Here is a 23,564-nt window from a genome sequence, read left to right as displayed (position 1 = left end):
GAGAATCAGGCCGGCGAGCGGCAGTAACTGTGCTCGCTGCCGCCAGGCTTTGCCTGGGCCAGAATGGCGTGATGCCCCTATCGATGAGGCCTGACAATGGTTTTCGAACCCCGCAGCAGCCGCTCCTTGCTTCAGCGCCGAAGCAGCGTCAGTAACGCCATCCAGGCAGGCCTGGATGGTATTGCGGTCACCGGCGTCGCTTGGTACTTGATCTACAGCCAGATCGGCTACCTCACCGCAGACTACGTGATCATGCTGCTGCTTTTGATCGGCGCGCTGGCGGTGATCTACGACCATTACGCGATCTACCGCACCAACGTCGGCCTTACTGTCAAGGCGTTTCGGCTGTTCAAGGCGTGGTCGGCGACGTTCTGCTTTCTGGTGGTCATGGCTTTCTTGACCAAACAGAGTGAAACCTATTCGCGGCTGCTGGTGGCGGAGTTGTTCGTCATTGGCTATTTCGTGCAGCTGTTTTTGCACATTGTGGTGCGCGAAGTGCAAAAGCGCTTCATGGCCCATTCCTACCGCATGGAGAACGCGCTGATCATCGGCGCCGGCGAGCTTGCCAGTTTTCTTTACCAGAAAATCAGCAACAACCCGTGGCTGGGCGAGCGGGTGGTGGGCTGCGTGCTGATCGACCAGGCCGCAGAGCAGCCGGCGGTGACCACCGCCGATGGCAAGCAGCCGTTGCCTGTACTTGGCAAGATCGAAGACCTTGACGCCATCGTCACCGAGCATGCCATCCGCACGGTGTACCTGGTGACACCGCTGGCCGGCTCTGAGGTGATCAACGATGTCTACCTCAAGCTGCTCGAAAAATGCATTGCGGTGAACTGGGTACCAGACATTTTCTCGCTGCGCCTGATCAACCACAGCGTGCGCGAGATTGCCGGCATTCCAGTGCTGACGTTGTCAGAGACACCGCTGACCGGCATGAGCCTGTTCCTGAAAAACCTCGAAGACCGCGTGCTGGCCGCGCTGATTCTGCTGGCCATCTCGCCGGTGCTGCTGGTACTGGCGCTGGTCATCAAGCTGGAAAGCCCGGGGCCGGTGTTCTTTCGCCAGGAGCGCATGGGCTGGACCGGTGAGTCGTTCCGCATCTGGAAGTTTCGCAGCATGAAGGTGCACCAGCCGGATAACGGGGTCATTCAGCAGGCGCAGAAGAACGACCCGCGGCTGACCCGTATCGGCGCGTTCATCCGCCGTACCAGCCTTGATGAACTGCCGCAGTTGTTCAATGTGCTGACCGGTGAAATGTCGCTGGTTGGCCCACGCCCCCACGCGCTGCAGCACGATACGCAGTATTCGCAGGATATCGTCGACTACTTCGCCCGCCACAACATCAAGCCGGGCATGACCGGGCTGGCCCAGGTGCGCGGGTTCCGTGGCGAGACCAAGGACATCGCGCAGATGATCCAACGGGTGAACTCGGATATCGAGTACATCAACAATTGGTCATTGTGGTTGGACTTTGTGATTCTGGTGCGTACGTTGAATGCTTTTACCGGCAAGCAGGCTTATTGAGGGCCGTTACAACGAACGATCAATGCGTACGCTAACGTGTTTGCTGTAATCCACCTGATAGTTCTGCCAGTTGTCGCGTGCCGTAAACAAGGGTGTGATGGGTTCATTCGTGGGACCCTGGCCCCGTCGGTAACACTGCCGCGCTGTACTTGACCAGGTTCCTGTTGCTCCCGTGCACAAGGACCTCTCGTATGGCCACTCCTACCAAGCAAACCGCCGTCAGCACTGCAATCAGCGGCGAAGCCGTCGTTCCCTTCATTCTCACCACCCGTCCCGATGGCTATCTGCCGGACATGACCGGCTTTGATTACCAAAGTCTGGGTACCCTTGAGGGCGGCTGGCACAGCCTGTGCCCGATTCGGGCCAGCCGCGACCTGGCCCTTGGCGAGGTCATCCACGCGTTCAAGGTTCGCCCGGCTGATGGTGAAATGCTCACGTTCGAATACACCGCCGTCAAGGGCGCACTGACCGCAGACCTCTGGCCGGCCGCCTTTGCCACGTTCTTGCAGCAGAACGCTCAAGCTCAAGGGTTGAGCGCGGGTGGCTGGACAGCGGACGGGCAACTGGCCGCCAGTGGTTGCGCGGACCTTCGTCTGTGGTGCCGTAATGGCTCCCGTGCGTTCAGCAGAGCGCCATTTACTGGCAACCTCGTCCAAGCCTTGGCGTGCAACGACCAGTACACCGCCATTGAAGGGCAAACGCTCTGCTTGCAAGTCAGAGACCTGAAAACCCAGCACCTGTACGAGAACCACTTTTTACCGCGCCGGCGAAAGAGTGGGCGCTTGCCTTGTGCAAGCAGATCAACCTCGACAGCAAACTGTTGCGGGCCGGGGAATTGGACGAAAAGACTTGCCAGGTAGCACCTGCAGCGCAGGGGAATGCGTTCTGGGTGGCGCAAGGTTCCGAGCTGTGCGTGACCCTCAACGAAGCCCAATGGTGGACGGGCCAGGACGTGGATGGGGGGCTGGCACTTGATGCCGACAAGGCGGTGCAGGTGTGGGCGTATGATGCCTTTTCCCATCGTTTGCTCGACAGTTTCAGCTGGACGCCAAGCAAGACGCAGTGCGCAGCAGGCAAGTGGCTGACCGCGTTCGGCGCAGCGCTCAATAAATCCAGCTTGGGCGGTTGGCTTCAGGTAGGCAATAAAGAGAAACCGGCAAGCAGCACTGCGGCCAGCCTGTGGCAGCGTGGCGAAGCGATTCGGGTATTCAGTTCGCTGCCGGGGCGCGACAACTGGGTGGAAGGGCCGGCGTTGGCCAGTGCCTGGAAGGCCGAAACGGATGTAGCGCTGGTGACGGTGCGTCACCCGTACAGCCGGGTATTGCTGGGGCAGGCCGTGTTCAAGCCTGATCAGCTAAAGGACCAGTCTGCGTGGGAGACCGCCTTGGCCGAGTTCATCGAGAAGCAAGGTTGGCCGCAGTTGCGCGCCTGGCGCCAGGCGGCGGACGGTGCTGCGGATAGCGCTGCTGCCGGGACGGGAGATTGGCGGTTGTGGTCGCCGCGCTTTGCTGGGTTGTTGGTGGAACTGGACAACCTGGGGGATGTTGCAAGTTATCAGGATTCTATGTTGGACAGCCGGCGGTTGCCTACTGACACACCGGCAAAGGTAGCCGGTAGCAGTGCGTCCAATCTGGAGAGCCGTACTGAACTCAGTTTTACCCATTACGTCTCGCACGGTGCCTTGGTTGTTGAACGGTGCAAAGGTGAAACCGTCTTTGTGTTGAGCGACGCTGCGCGTGCTCGGGGTTATCGAGTGCTGAACGTCCGGCGCTGCCCGGTGGGTACAGTTTATAGCTCACACCGATATGATACTCCTACGGATGTTAGTGTCCGGTCCATCACGGCTAATTCTTTCGTGCTTGGCGCTGGAGTTCACACAGATTTTTTGATTGATTTTGATTATCCAGACCATGAAGCTGGCGGTGCCAATTTTGAGGTGGGCTACTTAGGCTACCTCGACGATAACTTCCTCTGGCCAAGGGGTACCGCTATTTCCTTCAAGGCACCGGCTGCTCCCCCTGCGTACACGCCAAACAATCACTTGTGTGAGGACTACGGCAACACCTGTGGTTCGGAAGTATTCGACACCGGGGGCGAGAGCGAGACTGGAGTTGACCCGCGCACCGGGTTGTTCCATGCCCACTACCCAATTGCCACACTGCAAGGCTTGCGCGGAAGAGGCCCGGTGTGCGATCTCACTTTGCACTATTCACCTTTGCGGGGTAATGAAGCAGGGCTGGGCGATGGTTGGGCGTGGCGTTTTGCGAGCCTGGAAATACGCGACCGTCGGCTGACGCTGGCAGACGGGGTGACCCTTACATTTACTGATGAAGAGTGGACCCAGTTGGGTGAAGGGAAGAGCTTGCAAAAGCCCGCCTGCTTCATCAGTTGCACGCAAGATTACACCACCTTCACGCTGGACCTTCCCAGTGGACGGCGCGAGCTATTGAGCGTGCCGCAAGCGGCGGGTGGCGATACCGATGAGCCGAATGATGAGTTCCGCATGGAAATCATCCGTTTGTTAAAGGCTATAAAGAAAAAATCAACACCCGAGTTTCCAGCCAAGCCTTCGACAGCGACCCAGTGGGCGTTAGCCGTACTCTGTGCGGGGGCGTATTACGGCGCGGCGGCGATTGATTACGCCGAGGCCATGAGAAAGTGGCGTGAGAAAACGAAAGAGATTGATCAGCAAATCGCTTATTACCAGCGTCCATTCGTGCAACTACTGCCTTCTGAAATCATGTCACCGTACGGTGAAAAGCTGGAGCTGACATGGAAAAGACAGAAAGGTCAGTTTTTGTTGGAGCAAGTATGCAGTGGTAGTGAGCAACTATTCAAGGCTGTCTATGACCATGCACGGGTCAAGATGAGTATTTGGCCGGGCAGCAGCAGCGAGTGTTTTGATGTGCAGCTGTCGCTTGAGAACTATTTGCTGATGAAGCTGCAGCGGCTTGAGAAAAAACAGGTGTGCCAGCAAGTTAACTGCTCTTACGCCGTCGACCCAACGCTCGACCGTGTGCTGTATCGTTTAGAAGAGCTGGATGGTTCGGTTGAGAGGGTGGAATACCAAGCGAAAAGCGCGCCATTTGAAGATCAGCGTCCCGCTTTGCCGCGCGTAGGCAAATATATATTGGTTGCTGCAGGTGGCGCGGAAAATCATGAGGTGTCCTATGGCTATGTTGGAAGCTATTCGGAGCCTCAAGGCGGCTATACTGTAAAAATTAGCGCCCTGAACAACAGCCGGCATACACATTATAATGCGCGAGGAGAGGGGGTCGCCTCTGCAAGTGATAATGAGCGCTTTGTCGACCTTTATGTGAGGGGCCCTAATGGTGTATCCAGGTCCGTTAAGAGTGTTAGGATTCTAAAGTCGCACCTGCTCGGTGCGCTAAGGTGGTGTGGACATTATTCGGTGGGTATGTATTTTGACAAACTAAGATCTTTTTGCATCCCCTGGCCCTGTGCTTCTTTGTATTCTCTTGCCGAGGCTGAAGAAAGTTTGGAGGGTCATCTAAGTCGCGTGTATTCTGAAGTAGGGCGGGACGCACGAACTTCCCTGGGCTCAATACATTACACCTCAGCATCGGCGTTGCTGTCTGTATATGTTGACAGGTTTAAGGGTTTTGAAAATGCTAACGGTGAGTATTCGAAATCGTCCCGCTCCAGTTCCAGTTCCAGTTTGGATTCATTTGAAGAGGCGGATTGCTTGTATATTGAGAATTTAATTTCGCTTATTGGTGAGATTTTTATCCGCCGTTGGAAACAAAGTTTACTGATGTGTTTCGCTGGTTAAACGCGGTTGAGTATCTGCGCGACCTGAAGAACTTTACGAGCGCTTTGGAAGATGAACTCACGAATGAATACATTTCGGATCCTGTCTTGTCCGTCAGTTCTATGGTTTTTAATGCGGGCGCCCAAGTTGAGAAAATAACAGCGACCGAAGGCTCGTTTACGTATCGCTACTATTATCAGGACAAGGGCCAGAACAGCATTGCTCCAGCCTTGGGCTTGCCTGATCTCCCAGCGCTTGCCTGTGGCGAGATTCCCCCGAGACCACGCCCCCGTGATGGCCGAGTACCAATGCGACGCCCACGGCAATCCCTTGGGCCTTATCCTGTACGGCTACCGCACCGTCCTGCGCAACGCCCGCCAGGTGATCGAAACCGACACCATCGTCACCCTCGAAGGGGTCAAAGCCACGCTCGCCGCCGACAAGCTGGACGCCACTGCACAGTGGGCGTTCACCACCACTGCCGACGATGTGATCATGCGCATCCACCAGACCTCGACCACCGAACTCAAGGCAAAGACCCGCAACGACGATTGTGCGGGTGCAGGTGTGGTCTGCCACGGATATCCAGACCACCCGGGTGGGCGGTCAGTCCATGGCACTCACCACGGTGCAGCATTTCGAGGACAACCCTACACAACCTGGCGTGCAAGTCCGTACCACATGCACCAACGAACTTGGCGAACAGGAGGTCAAGCGCGAACTGCGTTCACGCTACAGCCGTCGTTGCCTCGAAAAGGTCGTCAACAACACCAAAAGTGCTGGACGCGCGACAGCATGAACCGCGTCCTCGAGCATGCAACCTACAAGGCCGGTTCCGAGGCAGCCTTGGCGTCGACCCAAACGGTGTACAGCGTCAAGCAGGGCTACCTGACCGCCCTTAGCACCGAGCAGGACGGCAGCCAGACCCGGCGTTGGCTCGATGGCGTGCAGCGCGTGTGGCGCTCGAGTGGCGGCGCCGCACCGGCGACGCCTTCGTTCCGCTGGGCCTGCGCGCCTTCAAGGGCCTGGGTGAAGACGATGAGGTGCTCAGCTTGAACTGGGACTACCTGCCCGGCGGCCTGGCGCTTGCCGAGCCAGGGCAGGCGGTCGAGCTGCCAGGGCAACGCCCCTGGAGCCGCGAGCTGCAGGATGCCGAGGGCACGGTCGAGATGGGCATGGGTGCCGATACGCTGCTGCGCACCACCCAAACCGTGAAACCTCAAGCCGACGGCAGTTTCGTCCGCGAAGAGCAAGTGACGGCTACAAGTGGCGTGGCCCGGGCCGGAGTACGTCGCGAATACGACGCCAGCGGCCGCATTGTCGGGTTTACCCGCACCCTCGATGGCCAATCAAGCACCTGCCGCATGACCCGCGATGCGTTAGGTAGGGTCGTGGAAATGACCCGCCCCGACGGTTCGGTCATCAAGCGTGCTTATGAAGGGTTTAGTAGCCATGTCACCCAACTCAAGGTCGGTGACCAGGTGCTGGCGACCCAGACCCTGGGCAAGGACTCAAGCCTGAAGACGCGCAAGGTCGGCAACCGGAATTATCAGTACGACGGCGACAAGGTGACCTTGCCAGACAACAAAACAGTGATCGATACCGGCACTGAGGGCCAGTACACGGTGGCAGGGCAGTTGCTTTCCGGTCTGAGCCAGCAGGGGTCGGTCAGCACCTTGGCCTGTGAGCCCACTGACCCTGCCGAGCCAGGTTTCAAGACCGGCCGCTGGCAGCACAGCCTTAGCGCAACCCCGCTGCCGGGGCGCCAAAGCCGTGAAGAGAGTACGCCCCGGCGCACGGTCAGCACATTCGAATGGCAGTCGCTGCGCGGGGTTGCCGTGGCGGCGCAACGTGCAGACGGGCATTGCCAGCGGTTGTTCTTCGACCACCTGGGCCGGCCGCTGCGTAGCTGGCAAGACCATGAAGACCTGCTTTACCGCTACGACGACCACGGGCGCCTGACCGAGCGGCGGGTGCAGGCCAGCAAGGCCGGTGCGCAGTGGCAGATCCTCAGCGAGCACGACGTGTTCGATCAAGAGACCCGCCGCACCTTCCGCCACAGCGGGCGAACGGTGTTCGCCCAGTCGCTGGAGTGGCGCGGTGATGGAAAACTGTTGGCCAAACACAGTGAGCGCGAGGGCAAGCGCCTGCGCAGCGAGCGTTACAGCTACGACACCCTGGAGCGCCTGGCCAGTTACAAATGTGAAGCCGAGCAAGCGCTTGATTGCCCAACCGATGAGGGGGCAAGGCCGTCAAAGAGCAGACCTACACGTGGGACGCGCTAAGCAACCTGACGCAGTGCGTGACCCAGTATCACGACGGCACCCAACGCCAGCAGGGCTTTGAACACGATGCTGCCAACCCGACGCGGCTGACCCGCGTGACCTGCAACAAGGTAGGCGTCGACCTGGCATCGGACGTCAACGGCCAATTGCTCAGCGATCACCGCAAGCAAGCGTTCAAATATCACCCCGGCGGCCGGCTGCGCGCGGTCTGCGACGAGAAGGGCAAAACGCTCGCCCGGTATGCCTATGACGGGCATCAGCGCCTGGCTGCGCAGTACGTTGCAAGCGATCAGAGCACCTGCGAGTTGCGCTATGACGGCGATGCCCTGATCGGGGAGAGCTGGTTCGACAACAGCGGCGCGATGGTGCGCCAGCGCAGTATCAGCACCGGCATCGCCGAATACGAAGGGGCGGCGGTGAACTGGTTGATCGAGGACCCGCAGGCTGGCACGGCAGGGTTGTGCGGTGAGCATGGTGTGGTGCTCACACCTTTACTGCCGTTTGGCGAGGGCACGGCCTGCGACGCCATCAGCAGCGGCTACGATGGCATGCGCCGGGACCCGGTCACTGGCAGCTATCACGCCGGCAACGGCTACCGGTGTTATGTGCCGGGGCTGCACCGCTACAGCCAACCCGACTGGCTTAGCCCGTTTGGCGAGGGGGCTTGAATGATTACATTCATTGCCCGGACCCGATCAACCTGCATGACCCCAGCGGGGCGATGATGGTCAGCCGCTGGGGCCGGGAGCAGATGCTGGGGCAGTTGGACCAAGCGTTGCGCGATACCCAGCCAATGCCGGTGGGGGCGCTGGCGTGGCATGGCGCTCTCGGCGGTGCTTGCAATTGCGGGCGTGGGGATATCGATCCTGACCCTGGGAACGGGATCAGCGCTGGTATTTGCCGCCCTGACGGCGCTGAGTGCGGCATCGCTGGCCCTGGAGGTTTCCTCGGTGCTGCTGGAAGAAAGCCATCCGAAGTTATCGAAAGCGCTCGGGATCGCCTCGGCTGTTACCGGTGTGCTATCGATCGGTAGTGTCGCTGGGGTGTTCAAGCAGGGCGCGGCGATGTTGCGAATGGCGGGCAAGGCGGCGATGCGCGTCATCAACGCCGCCAAGAAAGTGATCAGCGCTGGCTGGAAACTCGCAAAAGTTGCATGGCGTAGTGGCTTCACTGCAGCGCGCAATGCCTTTACTGCCGCCTGGAAAGCCAGAAACGCAGCGCGTCAGGGAGCCAAGGCGGTGTTGAAGGCCGCTCGCGAAACTGCAGGTGCTGGGCTTGGCAGTTTGAGTACGCCTCAGGTGGGCTTTGCGGTGGAAGGGCAGAAGGTGGTGACGGTTCGCGGCTGGCAGGCACGTCTGTATGCACGATCCAGCCAATTGCCGAATATTGTCAAGTTCTGTAGGGACGAGTTCATAATAGCGGATACCATGAAAGAGTACGGTGAGGCGTGGGGCGAACTTGTTGGGGACGATGAGGATGACAAGCCCAAGGAAGGAGGCATGCTGTCTGATATGGTCTGGTTTGAGCAAAAAATGCGCAGTGCGGCAATCGCATGAGCTAGCGGGGCTTGATGCTCCGTAAGTGTCTTAGCGCCGATGAGATCGTGTGCCGCTCGCACTGCGCTTGATCTCATGCCTGCACCGGCCTCATCGCAGGCTGCCGCCAGCTCCCACGCAGGACCAGCTCAACCGCAACATTGCTGGTGGCACCCAATCCTGTGGGAAATGATAGAGAGTTGTGGCGAGCGGGCTTGTCCCGCGTTGGGCTGCGCAGCAGCCCTGAAAACCAGGGGCTGCTGCGCAGCCCAACGCGGGACAAGCCCGCTCGCCACAAAGGAGCTCGCCACAAGGAGATATGTCTGGCCGGAACAAGCGGTAGAAGGCTGCGGCAAAACCAAAAAAACCCTGGTAACCAAACGGCGACCAGGGCAAACGGTTGGCGCTTAACCCAACCAAAGGAGCTCTCGGTTCACTCAGGCATTACCGCGAACTGGCCACCACTTCCGGCTGCCACCCACCGCCCAAGGCCTTGTAGATCGCAACGATCCCGCTATACAACTCAACCTCGCCCTGGGCCTGGGCATCCTCGGCGCTCAGGCGCTCACGCTCGGCATCGAGCAGCACCAGATAATCCACGGTGCCCTCGCGATAGCGCACCGAGGCCAGCTCAGCCGCTTTGCGGCTGGCATCGCTCTGGCGCATCAGCGCCAGCAAGCGTTGTTGGCGCTTGCCGTAGTCACTGAACGCATTCGAAGACTCTTCCAGGGCCAGCAGCACCTGCTGCTCATAGGTCGCCAAAGCCCCGTCGGCATTGGCCTTGGCCCCGCGCAGGCGAGCCCGTACGCTGCCCAGGTCGAACGCCGCCCAGGTGATGCTCGGGCCCAGCGCCCAGGCATTGGACGCCGCCGAACCGATCTGCGAGCCGCGTGCAGCGGTGAACCCCAGGAACCCGCTGAGGCTGACCCGCGGGAACAGGTCGGCTGTCGCCACGCCAACATCGGCGGTGGCTGCAGCCAGCTGGCGTTCGGCGCTGCGGATGTCCGGGCGACGGCGCAGCAGTTCGCCCGGGTCGCCGACCGGCAACGCCTTGGCAATGGCAGGCAGGGCCTTGGGCGACAGGTCGACGCTCAGGGCATTGGGGCGCTGGCCAAGCAAGGTGGCGATGCGGTTCTGCGCCCGCACCTGAGCGGCCTGCAGCTGCGGCACGGTGGCTTCGACGCCGGCCAGGCGCGCATCGGCGCGCACCACATCCAGCTCGTTGCCCACCCCAGCATCGCGCAAGGTCACGGTGATATCGCGTGATTCGTGCTGGGTCTTGAGGTTGGCCACGGCGATCTTCTCGCGCAACTGCGCACCCCGCAGTTGGCCATAGGCATCCACCAACTCGGCGATCAGGCTCACCTGCAACTGCTGAAGGTCGGCCTCGGCGGCCGCCTCCTGCGCATCGCTGGCTTCGATCTGGCGCTGGATACGGCCGAACAGGTCAAGCTCCCAGGCCATGTCCAGGCCCAAGTCGTAGCGCTCGCTGTTGACCCGCCGCTCGGTCTGGCCGGGGATCTGGCCCTTGCCCAGGTCGCTGCTGGCACGGCTGGTGACCACCGGGATCTGGTCGTTGGCCACATCGTCACGGATCGCCCGCGCCGCCTTCAGCCGGGCGAAGGCCACGCGCAGGTCGCGGTTGCCGTCCAGCGAGGCCTGCACCAACTGGTTCAACACCGGGTCATCGAACTGCTTCCACCACAGGCTCTCGAAGCGGCTGCGGTCGAAGGCCTTGGCTTCCAGGCTGCTGTCCAGGCGCGCAGGCTCGGTGGCCGGCGCCTTGTAGTCAGGGCCCACCGCACAGGCAGCCAAGGCCAGGGCGAGCAGGCTTGGGGTCAGGGGTTTGAGCAGTTTCATGCGTGTTTCTCCAGCGACAGTGCGCGTTCGGCCTGGCGGGCCTGGCGACGCTCGACGAAACGGCGGATCAGGAAGAAGAACACCGGCGTCAGGAACAGACCGAACACAGTCACCCCGATCATCCCGGAGAACACCGCCACGCCCATGGCATGGCGCATCTCGGAACCGGCACCGGAGGAGAACACCAGCGGTACCACACCCATGATGAAGGCGATCGAAGTCATCAGGATCGGGCGTAGACGCAGGCGGCACGCCTCCAACACCGCAGCCAGCGGGTCGAGCCCTTTGGCCTGTTCATCCTTGGCGAACTCCACGATCAGGATGGCGTTCTTGCACGCAAGCCCCACCAGTACGATCAGGCCGATCTGGGTAAAGATGTTGTTGTCGCCACCGGACACGATCACCCCGGTAATGGCCGACAGCAGGGTCATCGGCACGATCAGGATCACCGCCAGCGGCAGGCTCCAGCTCTCGTACTGCGCGGCCAGCACCAGGAACGCCAGCAGTACGCACAGCGGGAACACGAACAGCGCGGTGTTGCCCGACAGAATCTGCTGGTAGGTGAGGTCGGTCCATTCGTAGGTCATGCCGTTGGGCAGTTCCTGCTTGAGCAGCTTCTCGATGGCCGCTTCGGCCTGGCCCGAGCTGTAGCCCGGCGCTGCACCGCCGTTGATTTCGGCCGTGATGTAGCCGTTGTAGTGCATGACCCGGTCCGGGCCCGAGGTGTCACTGACCTTGAGGAAGGTCGCCAGCGGGATCATCTCGCCAAGGTTGTTGCGTACTTTCAACTGGCCAATCTGCTCGGCATCGAGACGGAACTGCTGCTCGGCCTGGACGTTGACCTGGTAGGTGCGCCCAAAGCGGTTGAAGTCGTTGGTGTACAGCGAACCCAGGTAAACCTGCAGAGTGTCGAAGATATCGTTGATCGCCACGCCGTGGGTCTTGGCCTTTTCGCGGTCGATGGCCGCATCGACCTGGGGCACGTTGACCTGATAGCTGGTGAACAAGCCGGCAAGCTCCGGCACTTCATGGCTCTTGGCGATGATGTTCTGGGTTTCTTTGTACAGCGCTTCGTAACCCAGGTTGCCACGGTCTTCGATCTGCAGGCGGAAGCCGCCGATGGTGCCCAGCCCTTGTACCGGTGGCGGCGGGAAGATCGCGATGTAGGCGTCCTGAATATCCGCAAATTGCGCGTTCAATGCCGCAGCAATGGCCGCCGCCGACTGGCTTGGGTCCTTGCGCTCGTTGAACGGCTTGAGCGGGGTGAACACGATGCCGCTGTTCGGGCTGTTGGTGAAGCCGTTGATCGACAGGCCCGGGAAGGCCACCGAGTCGGCTACGCCAGGTTGCTTGAGGGCGATCTCGCTCATGCGCTTGATCACAGCTTCCGTGCGGTCAAGGCTGGCAGCATCGGGAAGTTGCGCAAACGCCACCAGGTATTGCTTGTCCTGCGCCGGAACGAAGCCGGTCGGGGTGGACGAGAAGCCCAGGTAGGTCAGGCCCATGAGCCCGGCATAGACGAACAGCGCGATGCCGCTGCCGCGAATCACCCGGCGCACGCCGCCGACATAGCTGTGGCTGGCACGGTCGAAGAAGCGGTTGAACGGGGCGAACAGCCAGCCACCGAAGAGTTTTTCCAGCACCCGCGAGAAGCGGTCCTTGGGCGCATGGTGGTCCTTGAGCAACACGGCGGCCAGCGCCGGCGACAGGGTCAACGAGTTGAACGCCGAAATAACCGTGGAGATGGCGATGGTCAGGGCGAACTGCTTGTAGAACTGCCCCGTGAGGCCCGAGATGAACGCAGCCGGCACGAACACAGCGCACAGCACCAGCGCCGTGGCGATGATCGGCCCGGTCACTTCGCTCATGGCTTTTTGCGTGGCTTCCAGCGGTTGCAGGCCCAGGCCGATATTACGCTCGACGTTTTCCACCACCACGATGGCGTCGTCCACCACGATGCCGATGGCCAACACCAGGCCGAACAGCGACAAGGCGTTGAGCGAGAAGCCGAACAGGTGCATGACTGCGAAGGTACCGATCAGCGATACCGGCACGGCCAGCAGCGGGATGATGGACGCGCGCCAGGTTTGCAGGAACAGGATCACCACCAGCACGACCAGGATCAGCGCTTCGAACAGGGTGTGCACTACCGCCTCGATGGAGCCGCGCACGAACACGGTCGGGTCATAGACGATGCTGTAGTCCATGCCTTCAGGGAAGTCTTTCTTGAGCTCGGCCATTTTCGCCCGCACCTCGTCGGAGATGTCGATGGCGTTCGAGCCTGGGCGCTGGAAGATCGGCAGGGCCACCGCCGGCTGGTTGTTCAGCAGCGAGCGCAGGGCATATTGGCTGGAGCCGAGTTCAACCCGGGCGATGTCCTTCAAGCGAGTGATTTCGCCATCTGCACCGGCGCGGATGATGATGTTTTCGAACTCTTCCTCGTTGACCAGGCGGCCCTGGGTGTTGATCGACAGCTGGAAGCTGGTCGAGCCAGGGGCGGGCGGGGCGCCCAGCTGGCCGGCAGCGACCTGGCGGTTCTGCTCGCGGATGGCATTGACCACATCGCTGGCGGTCAGGTTGCGCGAGGCGGTCTTGTTCGGGTCGAGCCACACGCGCAGCGAGTAGTCGCCCATGCCGAACAGTTGCACGTCGCCCACACCGCCCAGCCGCGCCAGCTCATCCTTGATGTTAAGGATGGCGTAGTTGGACAGGTACAGCATGTCGTAGCGGTTATCCGGCGAAGTCAGGTGCACCACCATGGTCAGGTCGGGTGACGCCTTGTCGACAGTGATACCAATGCGGGTGACTTCCTCGGGCAGCTTGGGCTGGGTGCGGGTCACGCGGTTCTGCACCTGCACCTGAGCGTTGTCCAGGTCGGTACCCAGGGCGAAGGTGATGGTCAGCGTCAGCTTGCCGTCGGCGGTGGACTGCGAGGACATGTACAGCATGTTCTCGACACCGGTGATGGCCTGCTCAAGGGGGGCGGCCACGGTTTCGCCGATGACCTTGGGGTTGGCGCCAGGGAAGTTGGCGCGCACCACCACGGTGGGCGGGACCACTTCGGGGTATTCGCTGATCGGCAGCTGGAACAGGGCAATTGAGCCTGCGATGAGCAGCACCAGCGACAGTACCGCGGCGAAGATCGGCCGGGTAATGAAAAATTTCGAGAAGTTCATCGGTGTGATCCCTTAACCGCGAGGCGCCTGGGCGCTGGCGACTTTCACTGTGGAGCCCGCAACTTTGCTAGGCGAGTTGCTGGCCTCAAGGGCCTGGCGCTGCTGGGCGAGGGCGGCGAGGGTCTGTTCGCTGGCCATCTGGGTTTCTTCCGGGGTGACCGCCGAGCCTGGGCGCACCCGCTGCAGGCCACGGACCACGATGCGGTCGTCCTTGGCCAGGCCGCTGCGCACGATACGCAGGCCCTCAAGCTTGGGCCCAAGCTCGACGTTGCGGTAGGCCGCCTTGTTGTCCTTGTCCATTACCAGCACGAACTTCTTGCCAAGGTCGGTGCCAACCGCTTCGTCGTTGATCAGCACGGCGTCGTACTGGGCGCTGCCGACCAGCTTCAGGCGGGCATACAGGCCTGGGGTGAACTGGCCATCGCGGTTGTCGAACACCGCACGGCCACGGATGGTACCGGTGCGCGGGTTGACCTGGTTGTCGACGAAGTTCATCTGGCCCAGGTGCGGGTTGCCGTTTTCGTTGGTCAGGCCCAGGTACACCGGGGTGGCCTGGCCGCGCTGGCCTTCGCGGGCCAGCTGGGTGTACTTGAGGTACACGCGCTCGTCGGCGTCGAAGTAGGCGTAGACCTTGTCAGTGGAGACGACGCTGGTCAGCGGCGTGACATCGGCGCTGACAATGTTACCGGCGGTGAATTCGGCGCGGCTGACGCGCCCACTGATCGGCGCGGTGACGCGGGTGAAGCTCAGGTTGAGGCGGGCCAGGTCCAGTTGTGCCTGGATGGCATCGACGCCTGCACGTGCTTCGGTGGCGGCGCTGCTGCGCGACTCGGCAAGCTCGGCGGAGATTGCGTTGCTGTCGCGCAGGCGTTCGCCACGGCGGGCTTCGTTGGCGCTGCGAATGGCCGTTGCCTTGGCCTGCTTCAACTGGGCTTCAAGGCGGCGTACTTCTGCCTGGAACGGGCGCGGGTCGATCTGGAACAGCAGGTCGCCTTTTTTCACCTGGGCGCCTTCGGTGAAGGCCACCAGGTCGATCTGGCCGGAAACGCGTGGACGCACTTCGACGGTTTCCGGGGCTTCCAGGCGGCCGGTGAATTCGTCCCACTCATTGATGGGCTGTTCGATCACCTTGGCAACACTGACTTTCGGCGCGGCGGGAGCCTGCACGGCATCTGGGGTTCGGCCGCAAGCGCTGAGCACCACCACTGCCATGGCAGCGAGGGGAAAGCGCAGGGGTTTGAGTGAATGGTCCATGGAAAGCTCCGCCGGAATATTAGTAGTGGGCGGAGTGTGAGTGCCTTGCGCGTGACGCACGAATCGAACGCAGCGAAGGTTATTATCACGAGCAATGATATAAGAGCTGCTGGTATCGATAATGGCGTATGTTGCAGCGCTACCAGCCCCATCAACATCAAGGACAGACAACCACGATGGACCGTATCAAAGGTTTTTTCCGCGCACTGTCCGCAGGCGTGCGTGAGGCCAGCCTCTGTTTTGCTCTGGGGCTGCGCGAAAGCCTGGCCCCACGCTTGCTGCTGCCTTCGGCAGGCTGGTGCCTGCTGGTCAGTTGCATATGCGGGTATGTGTTCTACGTCAACTTTGCAGCGATCTGCGAATTCTGTGGCTGGCTTTCAGCGTTCGCAGCACTTGGCGTAGCCAACTTCGCGATACTGGCACCGGCATCAGCCACGCCGAGCATCGGCATGGGCGTCGACCCGTTGGCCTTTTTCAACCTGGGGGTGGGCGTGTTGCAGTTGGCGCTATACATCGCGGCGTTCTTCACCGCGATGATGGTCATGTTGTTTTTAGGGCTGCTGCTGATTGGCTTGCGGCTGGTGATCCACCTGGGCTTTTTCCAGAAGGTGAGGGCGTGTGTGCAGCAGCGTTACCCAGGCGTCGCTGCCGATTGTCGTGCCACCAGCCGCACGCCTTGGCGCGAGGCGCGGTATGGCCCGGCGCGCTGGTTGGGCCTGTCACGCTGGACCTTGGCGTCATTACTGATCCCGTTGTACAACGGCGTGCTGATCATCCTGTCGCTACCGTTCGTGCATATGCGCCTGTTGCTCACCCCGGCCATTGGCGGCTGCGCAGATGCGCGCGAGCAACTCGCTATCGCCAAGGCTGCGCGGGTGCGCATTCTGTTTCTGGGGCTGTTCAACATGCTGCTGGCCTGCGTGCCGGTGCTGAACCTGCTGCTGCCGGCCACGCTCAGCGCCAGCGCCTGCCATTTGTACATGCGCGCGCTGGCGGAGCAGCGTTCGGTCGAGGTGCGCGAGGTGGTGGTCAGCACTGGGGTGCAGGCCAGCGCCTGATTTCAGGCACTCTCGCGGGTTACCAGCTCGCACGCCAGCAGGTTCAGCCGTGATATTTCGGCCTCGCTGGGTACCGCGCCAAGATGCTGCAGCACCCGTAACGCCGCCACCTCGCCAATTTCACGCGAGGGTGGGCGCAGGGTGGTCAGGCTGGGTAGCAGCATCTGCGCGAAGGCGTAGTCGCCAAAGCCCATTACTGCCATGTCCTGAGGCAGTTGCAACCCGGCACGTTGCCCGGCCAGCAGGGCACCGGCGGCCAGGTTGTCGTTGGCGAAGATGATCGCTTCCGGCCTTGGCGTGCGCCGGATTAACGCCTCCATGGCCTGGCGCCCGGCCTCGAACGGTGCGATGCCTGCCGAAGGCACGAACACCCAGGGCTCAAGCCCGGCCTCGCGCAGGCAGTGGGCATAGCCGTCGCGCCGCTCCAAGGCGCTGAAGTCGCCGGCAACGCTGTTCTGTACGAAGGCAATGCGGCGGTGGCCCTGGTCGAGCAAATAGCGGCAGGCTTGCACCCCGGCATCGAAATGCACGAAACCCACCTGCAATGGCGCCCGCTCCGGCACGTAGTCCCAGATTTCGACCACCGGCACATCGGCCTGGGCGAGCATCTTTTCGGTGGCGGGGCTGTGGAAGTGGCTGGTCACCACCAGCGCTGCCGGCGACCAGCCCAGAAACGCGCGCACTGCGCTTTCTTCCTGGGCCTCGCTGAAATAGCTCGATGCCAGCAGTAGCTGATAGCCATGGCGGCTCAAGGTGTCGCTGAAAGCCTGGATGGTGTTGGCGAAGATCGGCCCGGAAATGTTCGGGATGACCATGCCGACGATGCGGCCACGCGCTGAAGCCAGCCCCCCGGCGACCAGGTTGGGTACGTACCCCAGTTGCTGCACCGCTGCCTCGATACGTTCGCGCAGCGGCTCGGAAACCTGTTCCGGCTGGTTGAAATAGCGCGACACGCTGATGGCCGAAACGTCAGCCACACGGGCCACCTCGGCCAAGGTGACGCGGCCGGCGCCGCGGCGCTTGCGCGGGGTGTCGTTGGAGTGGCTCACGTGGGGTACCTCGGCGGCCTGGGTGCAAAGCGGCGATGTTAGCGCTAACCACCGCACCTCCAGCAAAGAACCATAACGCATAAGAAGATCGTTTTTTAGTATTTGACCTGCTAACCAGCAGCGTCGAATACTGGCCTCTGTTAGCGCTAACAAGCGCTGCTGTCGGCAATCGGCTGCCACTCGCACGAGCGAGACCAGACAACCACAGCGTCTTCTTTCGTCTGGTCTTTCAGGGCAGTGAGCATCATGCAGACAAGCCGTACTTCGTCGTTTCCCAACCTACGCCGTGGCCCGCTGGCCAGCGCCATCCTGCTCGCCGCCATCGGCCACACCGCCGAGGCTGCCGAGCCGGTCGCCCTGGACGCGGTTACGGTCACCGCGACACGCCGCGAGGTACCACTGCAAAAGGTCCCGGTAGCTGTTTCGGTAGTGGACGGCGAACAGCTGGAGCGCGACAACCGCAACAATGTCGCCAGCATCGTGCAGCAGGTACCGACCCTCAACTACAGGGCAGGTGCCTCGAACAAGGACACCTCGCTGTTCATCCGCGGCGTCGGCACCATTTCCACCTCGCCGGGCGTCGAACCCACGGTGGCGACGGTAGTCGATGGCGTGGTGTTCGGCCGCCCCGGCCAGTCCACCCTCGACTTGCTCGACCTTGAGCGTATCGAGGTGCTGCGCGGCCCGCAGGGCACACTGTTCGGCAAGAATGCGTCGGCCGGTGTGCTCAATGTGGTGAGCAAGGCAATCCCGGAGCAGACACACGGCTATGTCGACTACTCGCACTTTGGCGGGGGTGATGAAAACCGCCTGCGTTTCGGCATCGGCGGACGCCTTGACGAGCACCTCAAAGGCTCGCTGAGCACCTTGTGGGGTGACTACGACGGCAACGTCGAGAACATCGCCAATGGCCATGACGTCAATGGCTACCAGCGCAAGGGCCTGCGCGGCAAGCTTGAGTTCGAACCCAGCGAAGCACTGCGCCTGACCCTGATCGGCGATTACATGAAAGGCCAGGACACCTTGCCCAGTGGCGTCGTGACCAAGGCGAGCAGTGCCTTTGCCCGCCAGCTCGGCGCAGTTGTGCCCAGCGCCCACAACCGTGACATCAACAGTGATTTCAAGACCCACGTCGAGGATGAAAACCAGGGCCTGTCGGCGCAGCTTGATTGGCAACTGGGCGACTACACCCTGACCTCGATCAGCGCTTGGCGCGGCTGGGACAACACCCAGTACCAGGACGGCGACCGCCGCGCGCTGCTGCCGGTCACCGCGTCCCACGACAAGGGCACGGTCGATTACGACCAGTACAGCCAGGAATTTCGCCTGACCTCGCCCAAGGGTGAGTTCAACGAGTACGTGCTCGGCGCCTTCTACATGCACGGCACCTCCAACGAGGTGTACCAGCGCTTGTCCGTCAACGCCGGGGTGCCCAGCAACGGCCGGGCCGACTACTCGACCCGCAACGACAGCGTGGCGCTGTTCGGCGAGAACACCTTCAACTTCACCGACGATTTCCGGGCCATCTTCGGCCTGCGCTGGACCCATGACGACCTTGAGTACGATCACCGTCGGGTTTCGACGTCGGCCACGCAAGTGCCTGGCATCCAGCCCTCGACGGCAAGTTCAGGCTCGGTCGACGAAGATGGCTGGAGCGGCCGGACCGGCTTGCAATACGACTTCACTGACAACCTCAGCGGTTATGTCACCTATTCGCGGGGCTACAAGGGCCCAGCTTACAACGTGTTTTTCAACATGCAGCCACGTGATACCGGCGCGCTGAAGCCGGAAACCTCCGATGCCTACGAAATCGGCCTCAAGAGCACGGCGCTGGACAACCGTCTGGTGGCCAACCTCGCGGTCTTCCACACCGACTACGACAATTACCAGGCCAACTTCTTCGACACCGTGGCCAACCAGGTGGTCACCCGCCTGGTCAACGCCGGCAAGGTCAATACCCAAGGCGTGGAACTGGACGCCAGCCTGCAGGCCACCCGGCAACTGAAACTGTCGGCGGCAGTGGCTTATACCAAGGCGCGGGTCGACCACTTCAACTGCCCGGCAGGGGCTGCAGCAAACTGCAATATCGACGGCGGCCACCTGCCATTTACCCCTGATTGGAAAACCTATGTCCGCGCCGACTACAGCATCCCGCTGAACAACGGCCTGGACCTGGAGCTTTCCAGCGACTTCAGCTGGCAGGATGCGGTGCAGTTCAGCCTCGACCAGAACCCAGACACCGTGCAGGGCGCCTATGGCAGCTGGAACGCCAGCATTGCCCTGGCCGATTACAACGAGGGGTGGCGCGTGGCATTGCTGGGCAAGAACCTGGGCGACAAGTCCTACGCGCAGATGCTGGCCAGTGGTGGCGACTACATCTACCGCTCGGTGCCCCGCGATGATGGCCGCTACTTCGGCGTGCAGGTGCGCAAAGACTTCTAACCGCCATCGCACAGTCCTGTGCCGGCCTCATCGCAGGCTGTCGCCAGCTCCCACAGAGACCGCGTCAACCGCGACATCCGAGTCTGGCGCAGATCCCTGTGGGAGCTGGCGACAGCCTGCGATGAGGCCGGCACAAGGCTGCACAGCTCACGTTTTCGATCAAAATGCAGAGGTATTCCATGACCCGCCAACTCAGCTTGGGCGCCTTCCTTATGGCTACCGGCCACCATGTCGCTGCCTGGCGCCACCCCGACGTACCAGCCGACCCGCTGGATTTCAGCGTCTACCGCCGCGCCGCGCAGGTTGCCGAAAGCGCCTGCTTCGACGCGTTGTTCGTGGCCGACAGCGTGGCGGCCCCAAGCGATGCCTTGGCCAGCCACAGCGCCCGCTCGGTGTACTTCGAGCCTTTGACGCTGTTGTCTGCACTGAGCGTCGTCACCGAGCGCATCGGCCTCATTGCCACCGCCACCACCAGCTACAACGAGCCGTACCATGTAGCACGCAAGTTCGCCTCCCTCGATCACCTGTCGGGCGGGCGCGCCGGTTGGAACCTGGTCACCTCCGATGCCGCCGCCGAAGCTGGCAATTTCGGCCGCCAAGCGCATATCGGCCATGCCGACCGCTATGCCCGCGCCCGCGAATTCCAGCAGGTAGTGCAGGGCCTTTGGGACAGCTGGGCCGACGATGCCTTCGTGCGCGACAAGGCCACCGGCCAGTTCCACCGGCCCGATGGTGTGCGGGCGCTGGCTCACAGCGGCGAGCACTTCCGGGTCAAAGGCCCGCTCAACGTGGCCCGCGCGCCCCAAGGCCGGCCTGTGCTGGTGCAAGCGGGGTCTTCTGAAAGCGGCCGCGAGCTTGCTGCGCAAAGCGCCGAAGTGGTGTTTACCGCGCAGCCATCGCTGGGCGCAGCGCAAGCCTTCTACGCTGACCTGAAAGGCCGCCTGGCAGGTTACGGGCGTTGCAAGGATGACCTGAAGATCATGCCCGGCGTGTACGTGGTAGTCGGGCGCAGCGAAGCCGAAGCGCAAGACAAGGCAGAACGCTTCCAGGCCCTGGTCGACCCAAGGGTTGGCGTGGCATTGCTTGGGCGCATGCTGGGTAATTTCGACCTGTCGGGTTATCCGCTGGATGGCCCGCTGCCCGAGTTGCCGTCCACCGAGGATGGCCAGCGCAGCCGCCAGCAGCTACTCACCGAGCTTGCCGGTAGTGAAGGCCTGACCCTGGGCCAGCTCGGCCAGCGCATCGCGGGGGGACGGGGGCATTTCAGCCTGATCGGCACCCCAACGCAGATCGCCGACCAGTTGCAGGCCTGGTTCGAAGGCCATGCGGCGGATGGCTTCAACATTCTGGTGCCGCACCTGCCGCAGGGCCTTGAAGACTTTGCCCAATGGGTGGTGCCCGAGCTGCAGCGCCGAGGGCTGTTTCGTTCCCATTATCAAGGGCGCACCTTGCGTGAACATCTCGGCCTGCAGCGGCCGGCCAATCCGTACTTCAGTTGATCAACCGCACGGGGGCTACTTGTGGCTTATAAAAATCAATTAGTTACAGCGCTTTATTAGGAGTTCACATGACATACCGCGCCAACCCTGAGCGCTATTCGCGTATCCCGTACCGCCGCGTCGGCCGCAGCGGCCTGGTATTGCCAGCCTTGTCGTTGGGCCTGTGGCACAACTTCGGCGATGCCACCCCCATCGACACTCAGCGCGCGTTGCTGCGTACCGCGTTCGATGCTGGCATCAACCATTTCGACCTGGCCAACAACTACGGCCCGCCCTATGGCAGCGCCGAAACCAACTTCGGCCGTCTGCTGCGCGAGGACCTGCGCGGCTACCGTGACGAGCTGATCATCTCCAGCAAGGCCGGTTGGGACATGTGGCCGGGGCCCTACGGGCAGGGCGGCAGCTCGCGCAAGTATCTGCATGCCAGCCTCGACCAGAGCCTGAAACGCCTGGGCCTGGACTACGTCGATATCTTCTACTCGCACCGCTTCGACCCCGACACGCCGCTGGAAGAAACCGCCATCGCGCTGGCCGATATCGTGCGCCAGGGCAAGGCGCTGTATATCGGCATTTCCTCGTACTCCGCAGGCAAAACCCGTGAAATCGCTTCGCTGCTTGACGCGCTGAACGTCCCTCTGCTGATCCACCAGCCGTCCTACAACCTGTTCAACCGCTGGATCGAGGGCGATTTGCTTGAGGCTACCGATGACCTCGGCGCCGGGGTGATCGTCTTCACCGCGCTGGCACAGGGCCTTTTGACCGACAAGTACCTGCACGGCATCCCCGCCGATGCCCGCGTCAACCGCGCAGGCGGTGGTTCGCTGCTGGCGCAGCACCTGAGCGAAACCAATTTGCAGCGCGCCCGTGCCCTCAACGAAATCGCTCGTCGCCGCGGCCAGAGCCTGGCCCAGTTGGCCTTGGCCTGGACCCTGCGCGACAAGCGGGTCAGTTCTGCGCTGATCGGCGCCAGCCGGCCGGAGCAGATCAGTGAGAACGTCGCCGCCCTCGACAACCTGACGTTCAGCGCCGAAGAGCTCGCTGAAATCGACCAGCACGCCGTCGAAGGCGGTATCAATTTGTGGGAAAAGCCCTCGACCGACTGGAAGGACTAAGCCATGCGACTGTTAAGTTTCACCGTGCTGCTACTGGCGGCACTGGCAGGCCTGGCCCAGGCCGCCGACCCCGCCAGCTTGCGCATCGGTTACCAGAAAGGCTCGATCAGCCTGGTGCTGGCCAAGCAGCACCGCTTACTGGAGCAGCGGTTTACTGGCACTCAGGTGCAATGGATCGAGTTTCCGGCAGGCCCGCAGATGCTCGAAGCGCTGAACATCGGTAGCCTGGATATCGGCTCGACGGGGGATATCCCGCCGATTTTCGCCCAGGCCGCCGGTGCCGACCTGCTGTACATCGGTGCAGAGCCGCCCAAGCCACGCGCAGAGGTCATTCTGGTGCCTGCGCAAAGCCCGATCACCTCGGTGGCGGCGCTCAAAGGCAAGCGGATTGCCTTGCAGAAAGGTTCCAGCGCCCACAACCTGGTGCTGCGTGCGCTGGCCAACGCCGGGTTGAGCATGACCGACGTGCAGCCGGTGTATCTGGCCCCGGCCGATGCACGGGCCGCGTTCGAGCGCGGTAGCGTCGATGCATGGGCGATCTGGGACCCGTTCTATTCGGCGATCGAACTGGAAGGGAAGGCGCGCTTGCTGGCGGACGGGCAAGGGCTGGGCCTGTCCGGGCCGTTCATGCTGGGGGCACGGCCTTATGTGCAGGCCAATGCCGTGTTCGTCGCTCAGGTACTCGATGAAATCAACCAGGCCGAGGCGCTGACCCGCAGTGACGAGACCGGCAGCATCAAACTGCTGGCAGCCTTTATGGGCTTGCCGGAGGCCGTGGTCCAGCGCAGTTTCAGCCACCGCCCGGCCTCGCCGGTGCTGCCGGTGACCGATGAGATCGTCGCGGCGCAGCAGAAGACTGCGCAGCTGTTCTTCGATAACCGGCTGCTGCCTGAACCTGTGGAGGTGGCGGCGGCGGTGTGGCGCAGGCCCTAGTGTGCGATTCGGTGCTTCACTCAGGATTGAAGTCCCTATCGCATTGGATGAGTGGGTTTGCCTTA

16 protein-coding genes are annotated in these 23,564 nt (G+C 61.9%); 12 read left to right on the top strand and 4 right to left on the bottom strand.

Annotated features, from left to right (window positions below; genetic code table 11):
• The first annotated feature begins 96 nt into the window (after positions 1-96).
• The 7 genes from HU719_RS09220 to HU719_RS09190 all read left to right on the top strand — a co-directional run bounded on the left by HU719_RS09220 (position 97) and on the right by HU719_RS09190 (position 9,137).
• Entirely contained in the window at positions 97-1,524 is a 1,428-nt protein-coding gene (locus HU719_RS09220; RefSeq protein WP_186522387.1) for an undecaprenyl-phosphate glucose phosphotransferase, read from the top strand.
• A 191-nt stretch (positions 1,525-1,715) separates the two neighbouring features.
• Positions 1,716-2,384 (top strand): hypothetical protein, encoded by a 669-nt coding sequence (locus tag HU719_RS09215; protein ID WP_217843706.1) that lies wholly within the window; start codon positions 1,716-1,718, stop codon positions 2,382-2,384.
• Positions 2,312-5,317, top strand: coding sequence for a hypothetical protein (locus HU719_RS09210; protein ID WP_217843705.1), 3,006 nt, complete (start codon positions 2,312-2,314; stop codon positions 5,315-5,317). The genes HU719_RS09215 and HU719_RS09210 overlap by 73 nt, the downstream gene beginning before the upstream one ends.
• A gap of 273 nt (positions 5,318-5,590) precedes the next feature.
• The gene (locus tag HU719_RS09205; protein ID WP_217843704.1) at positions 5,591-6,352 is read left to right on the top strand and encodes a hypothetical protein; all 762 of its coding nucleotides are present in this window, start codon (positions 5,591-5,593) and stop codon (positions 6,350-6,352) included.
• Positions 6,253-7,581, top strand: a complete 1,329-nt coding sequence (locus tag HU719_RS09200) for an RHS repeat domain-containing protein (protein ID WP_217843703.1) — start codon at positions 6,253-6,255, stop codon at positions 7,579-7,581. The genes HU719_RS09205 and HU719_RS09200 overlap by 100 nt, the downstream gene beginning before the upstream one ends.
• Positions 7,582-7,598: 17 nt before the next feature.
• On the top strand, positions 7,599-8,249 hold the full coding sequence (locus HU719_RS09195; RefSeq protein ID WP_217843702.1) for an RHS repeat-associated core domain-containing protein: 651 nt from the start codon (positions 7,599-7,601) through the stop codon (positions 8,247-8,249).
• 150 nt (positions 8,250-8,399) lie between these two features.
• Positions 8,400-9,137: a hypothetical protein gene (locus tag HU719_RS09190; RefSeq protein ID WP_217843701.1), complete on the top strand. Its 738-nt coding sequence runs from the start codon at positions 8,400-8,402 to the stop codon at positions 9,135-9,137.
• A gap of 423 nt (positions 9,138-9,560) precedes the next feature.
• Here the strand turns inward: HU719_RS09190 and HU719_RS09185 are convergent, their stop codons facing one another.
• From HU719_RS09185 to mexE, 3 genes are read right to left on the bottom strand one after another with little or no spacing between them, the layout of a single operon-like run.
• The gene (locus tag HU719_RS09185; RefSeq protein WP_186535080.1) at positions 9,561-10,976 is read right to left on the bottom strand and encodes an efflux transporter outer membrane subunit; all 1,416 of its coding nucleotides are present in this window, start codon (positions 10,974-10,976) and stop codon (positions 9,561-9,563) included.
• Positions 10,973-14,152: an efflux RND transporter permease subunit gene (locus HU719_RS09180; RefSeq protein ID WP_186535081.1), complete on the bottom strand. Its 3,180-nt coding sequence runs from the start codon at positions 14,150-14,152 to the stop codon at positions 10,973-10,975. Before HU719_RS09180 ends, HU719_RS09185 begins: the two co-directional genes overlap by 4 nt.
• Positions 14,153-14,164: 12 nt before the next feature.
• On the bottom strand, positions 14,165-15,406 hold the full coding sequence (mexE, locus tag HU719_RS09175) for a multidrug efflux RND transporter periplasmic adaptor subunit MexE (RefSeq protein WP_186518003.1): 1,242 nt from the start codon (positions 15,404-15,406) through the stop codon (positions 14,165-14,167).
• A gap of 176 nt (positions 15,407-15,582) precedes the next feature.
• Between mexE and HU719_RS09170 the strand changes: the two genes are divergently transcribed.
• On the top strand, positions 15,583-16,464 hold the full coding sequence (locus tag HU719_RS09170; RefSeq protein ID WP_186535082.1) for a hypothetical protein: 882 nt from the start codon (positions 15,583-15,585) through the stop codon (positions 16,462-16,464).
• Between the two features lie 2 nt (positions 16,465-16,466).
• On the opposite strand, the gene HU719_RS09165 is transcribed toward HU719_RS09170, so the two are convergent.
• Positions 16,467-17,513: a LacI family DNA-binding transcriptional regulator gene (locus HU719_RS09165; RefSeq protein ID WP_367616409.1), complete on the bottom strand. Its 1,047-nt coding sequence runs from the start codon at positions 17,511-17,513 to the stop codon at positions 16,467-16,469.
• Positions 17,514-17,759: 246 nt separating this feature from the next.
• Here HU719_RS09165 and HU719_RS09160 point away from each other — a divergent pair, with 246 nt between their 5' ends.
• From HU719_RS09160 to HU719_RS09145, 4 genes are all read left to right on the top strand, one after another.
• Positions 17,760-19,955, top strand: coding sequence for a TonB-dependent receptor (locus HU719_RS09160; RefSeq protein ID WP_186535084.1), 2,196 nt, complete (start codon positions 17,760-17,762; stop codon positions 19,953-19,955).
• A gap of 179 nt (positions 19,956-20,134) precedes the next feature.
• Positions 20,135-21,454, top strand: coding sequence for an LLM class flavin-dependent oxidoreductase (locus tag HU719_RS09155; RefSeq protein WP_186535085.1), 1,320 nt, complete (start codon positions 20,135-20,137; stop codon positions 21,452-21,454).
• A gap of 68 nt (positions 21,455-21,522) precedes the next feature.
• Positions 21,523-22,566 (top strand): L-glyceraldehyde 3-phosphate reductase, encoded by a 1,044-nt coding sequence (gene mgrA / locus HU719_RS09150; protein ID WP_186517998.1) that lies wholly within the window; start codon positions 21,523-21,525, stop codon positions 22,564-22,566.
• Positions 22,567-22,569: 3 nt separating this feature from the next.
• The gene (locus tag HU719_RS09145) at positions 22,570-23,499 is read left to right on the top strand and encodes an aliphatic sulfonate ABC transporter substrate-binding protein (RefSeq protein ID WP_186535086.1); all 930 of its coding nucleotides are present in this window, start codon (positions 22,570-22,572) and stop codon (positions 23,497-23,499) included.
• Positions 23,500-23,564 lie beyond the last annotated feature (65 nt).

The organism is Pseudomonas farsensis, assembly GCF_014268805.2.
GTDB lineage: Bacteria > Pseudomonadota > Gammaproteobacteria > Pseudomonadales > Pseudomonadaceae > Aquipseudomonas > Aquipseudomonas farsensis.
This window is presented reverse-complemented; position numbering and strand designations above follow the sequence as displayed.

Coding starts and splice junctions, on each gene's coding strand:
- HU719_RS09220 (WP_186522387.1), top strand. CDS start 97: ATGGTTTTCGAACCCCGCAGCAGCCGCTCCTTGCTTCAGCGCCGAAGC.
- HU719_RS09215 (WP_217843706.1), top strand. CDS start 1,716: ATGGCCACTCCTACCAAGCAAACCGCCGTCAGCACTGCAATCAGCGGC.
- HU719_RS09205 (WP_217843704.1), top strand. CDS start 5,591: ATGGCCGAGTACCAATGCGACGCCCACGGCAATCCCTTGGGCCTTATC.
- HU719_RS09190 (WP_217843701.1), top strand. CDS start 8,400: ATGGCGCTCTCGGCGGTGCTTGCAATTGCGGGCGTGGGGATATCGATC.
- HU719_RS09185 (WP_186535080.1), bottom strand. CDS start 10,976: ATGAAACTGCTCAAACCCCTGACCCCAAGCCTGCTCGCCCTGGCCTTG.
- HU719_RS09180 (WP_186535081.1), bottom strand. CDS start 14,152: ATGAACTTCTCGAAATTTTTCATTACCCGGCCGATCTTCGCCGCGGTA.
- mexE (WP_186518003.1), bottom strand. CDS start 15,406: ATGGACCATTCACTCAAACCCCTGCGCTTTCCCCTCGCTGCCATGGCA.
- HU719_RS09170 (WP_186535082.1), top strand. CDS start 15,583: ATGGACCGTATCAAAGGTTTTTTCCGCGCACTGTCCGCAGGCGTGCGT.
- HU719_RS09160 (WP_186535084.1), top strand. CDS start 17,760: ATGCAGACAAGCCGTACTTCGTCGTTTCCCAACCTACGCCGTGGCCCG.
- HU719_RS09155 (WP_186535085.1), top strand. CDS start 20,135: ATGACCCGCCAACTCAGCTTGGGCGCCTTCCTTATGGCTACCGGCCAC.
- mgrA (WP_186517998.1), top strand. CDS start 21,523: ATGACATACCGCGCCAACCCTGAGCGCTATTCGCGTATCCCGTACCGC.
- HU719_RS09145 (WP_186535086.1), top strand. CDS start 22,570: ATGCGACTGTTAAGTTTCACCGTGCTGCTACTGGCGGCACTGGCAGGC.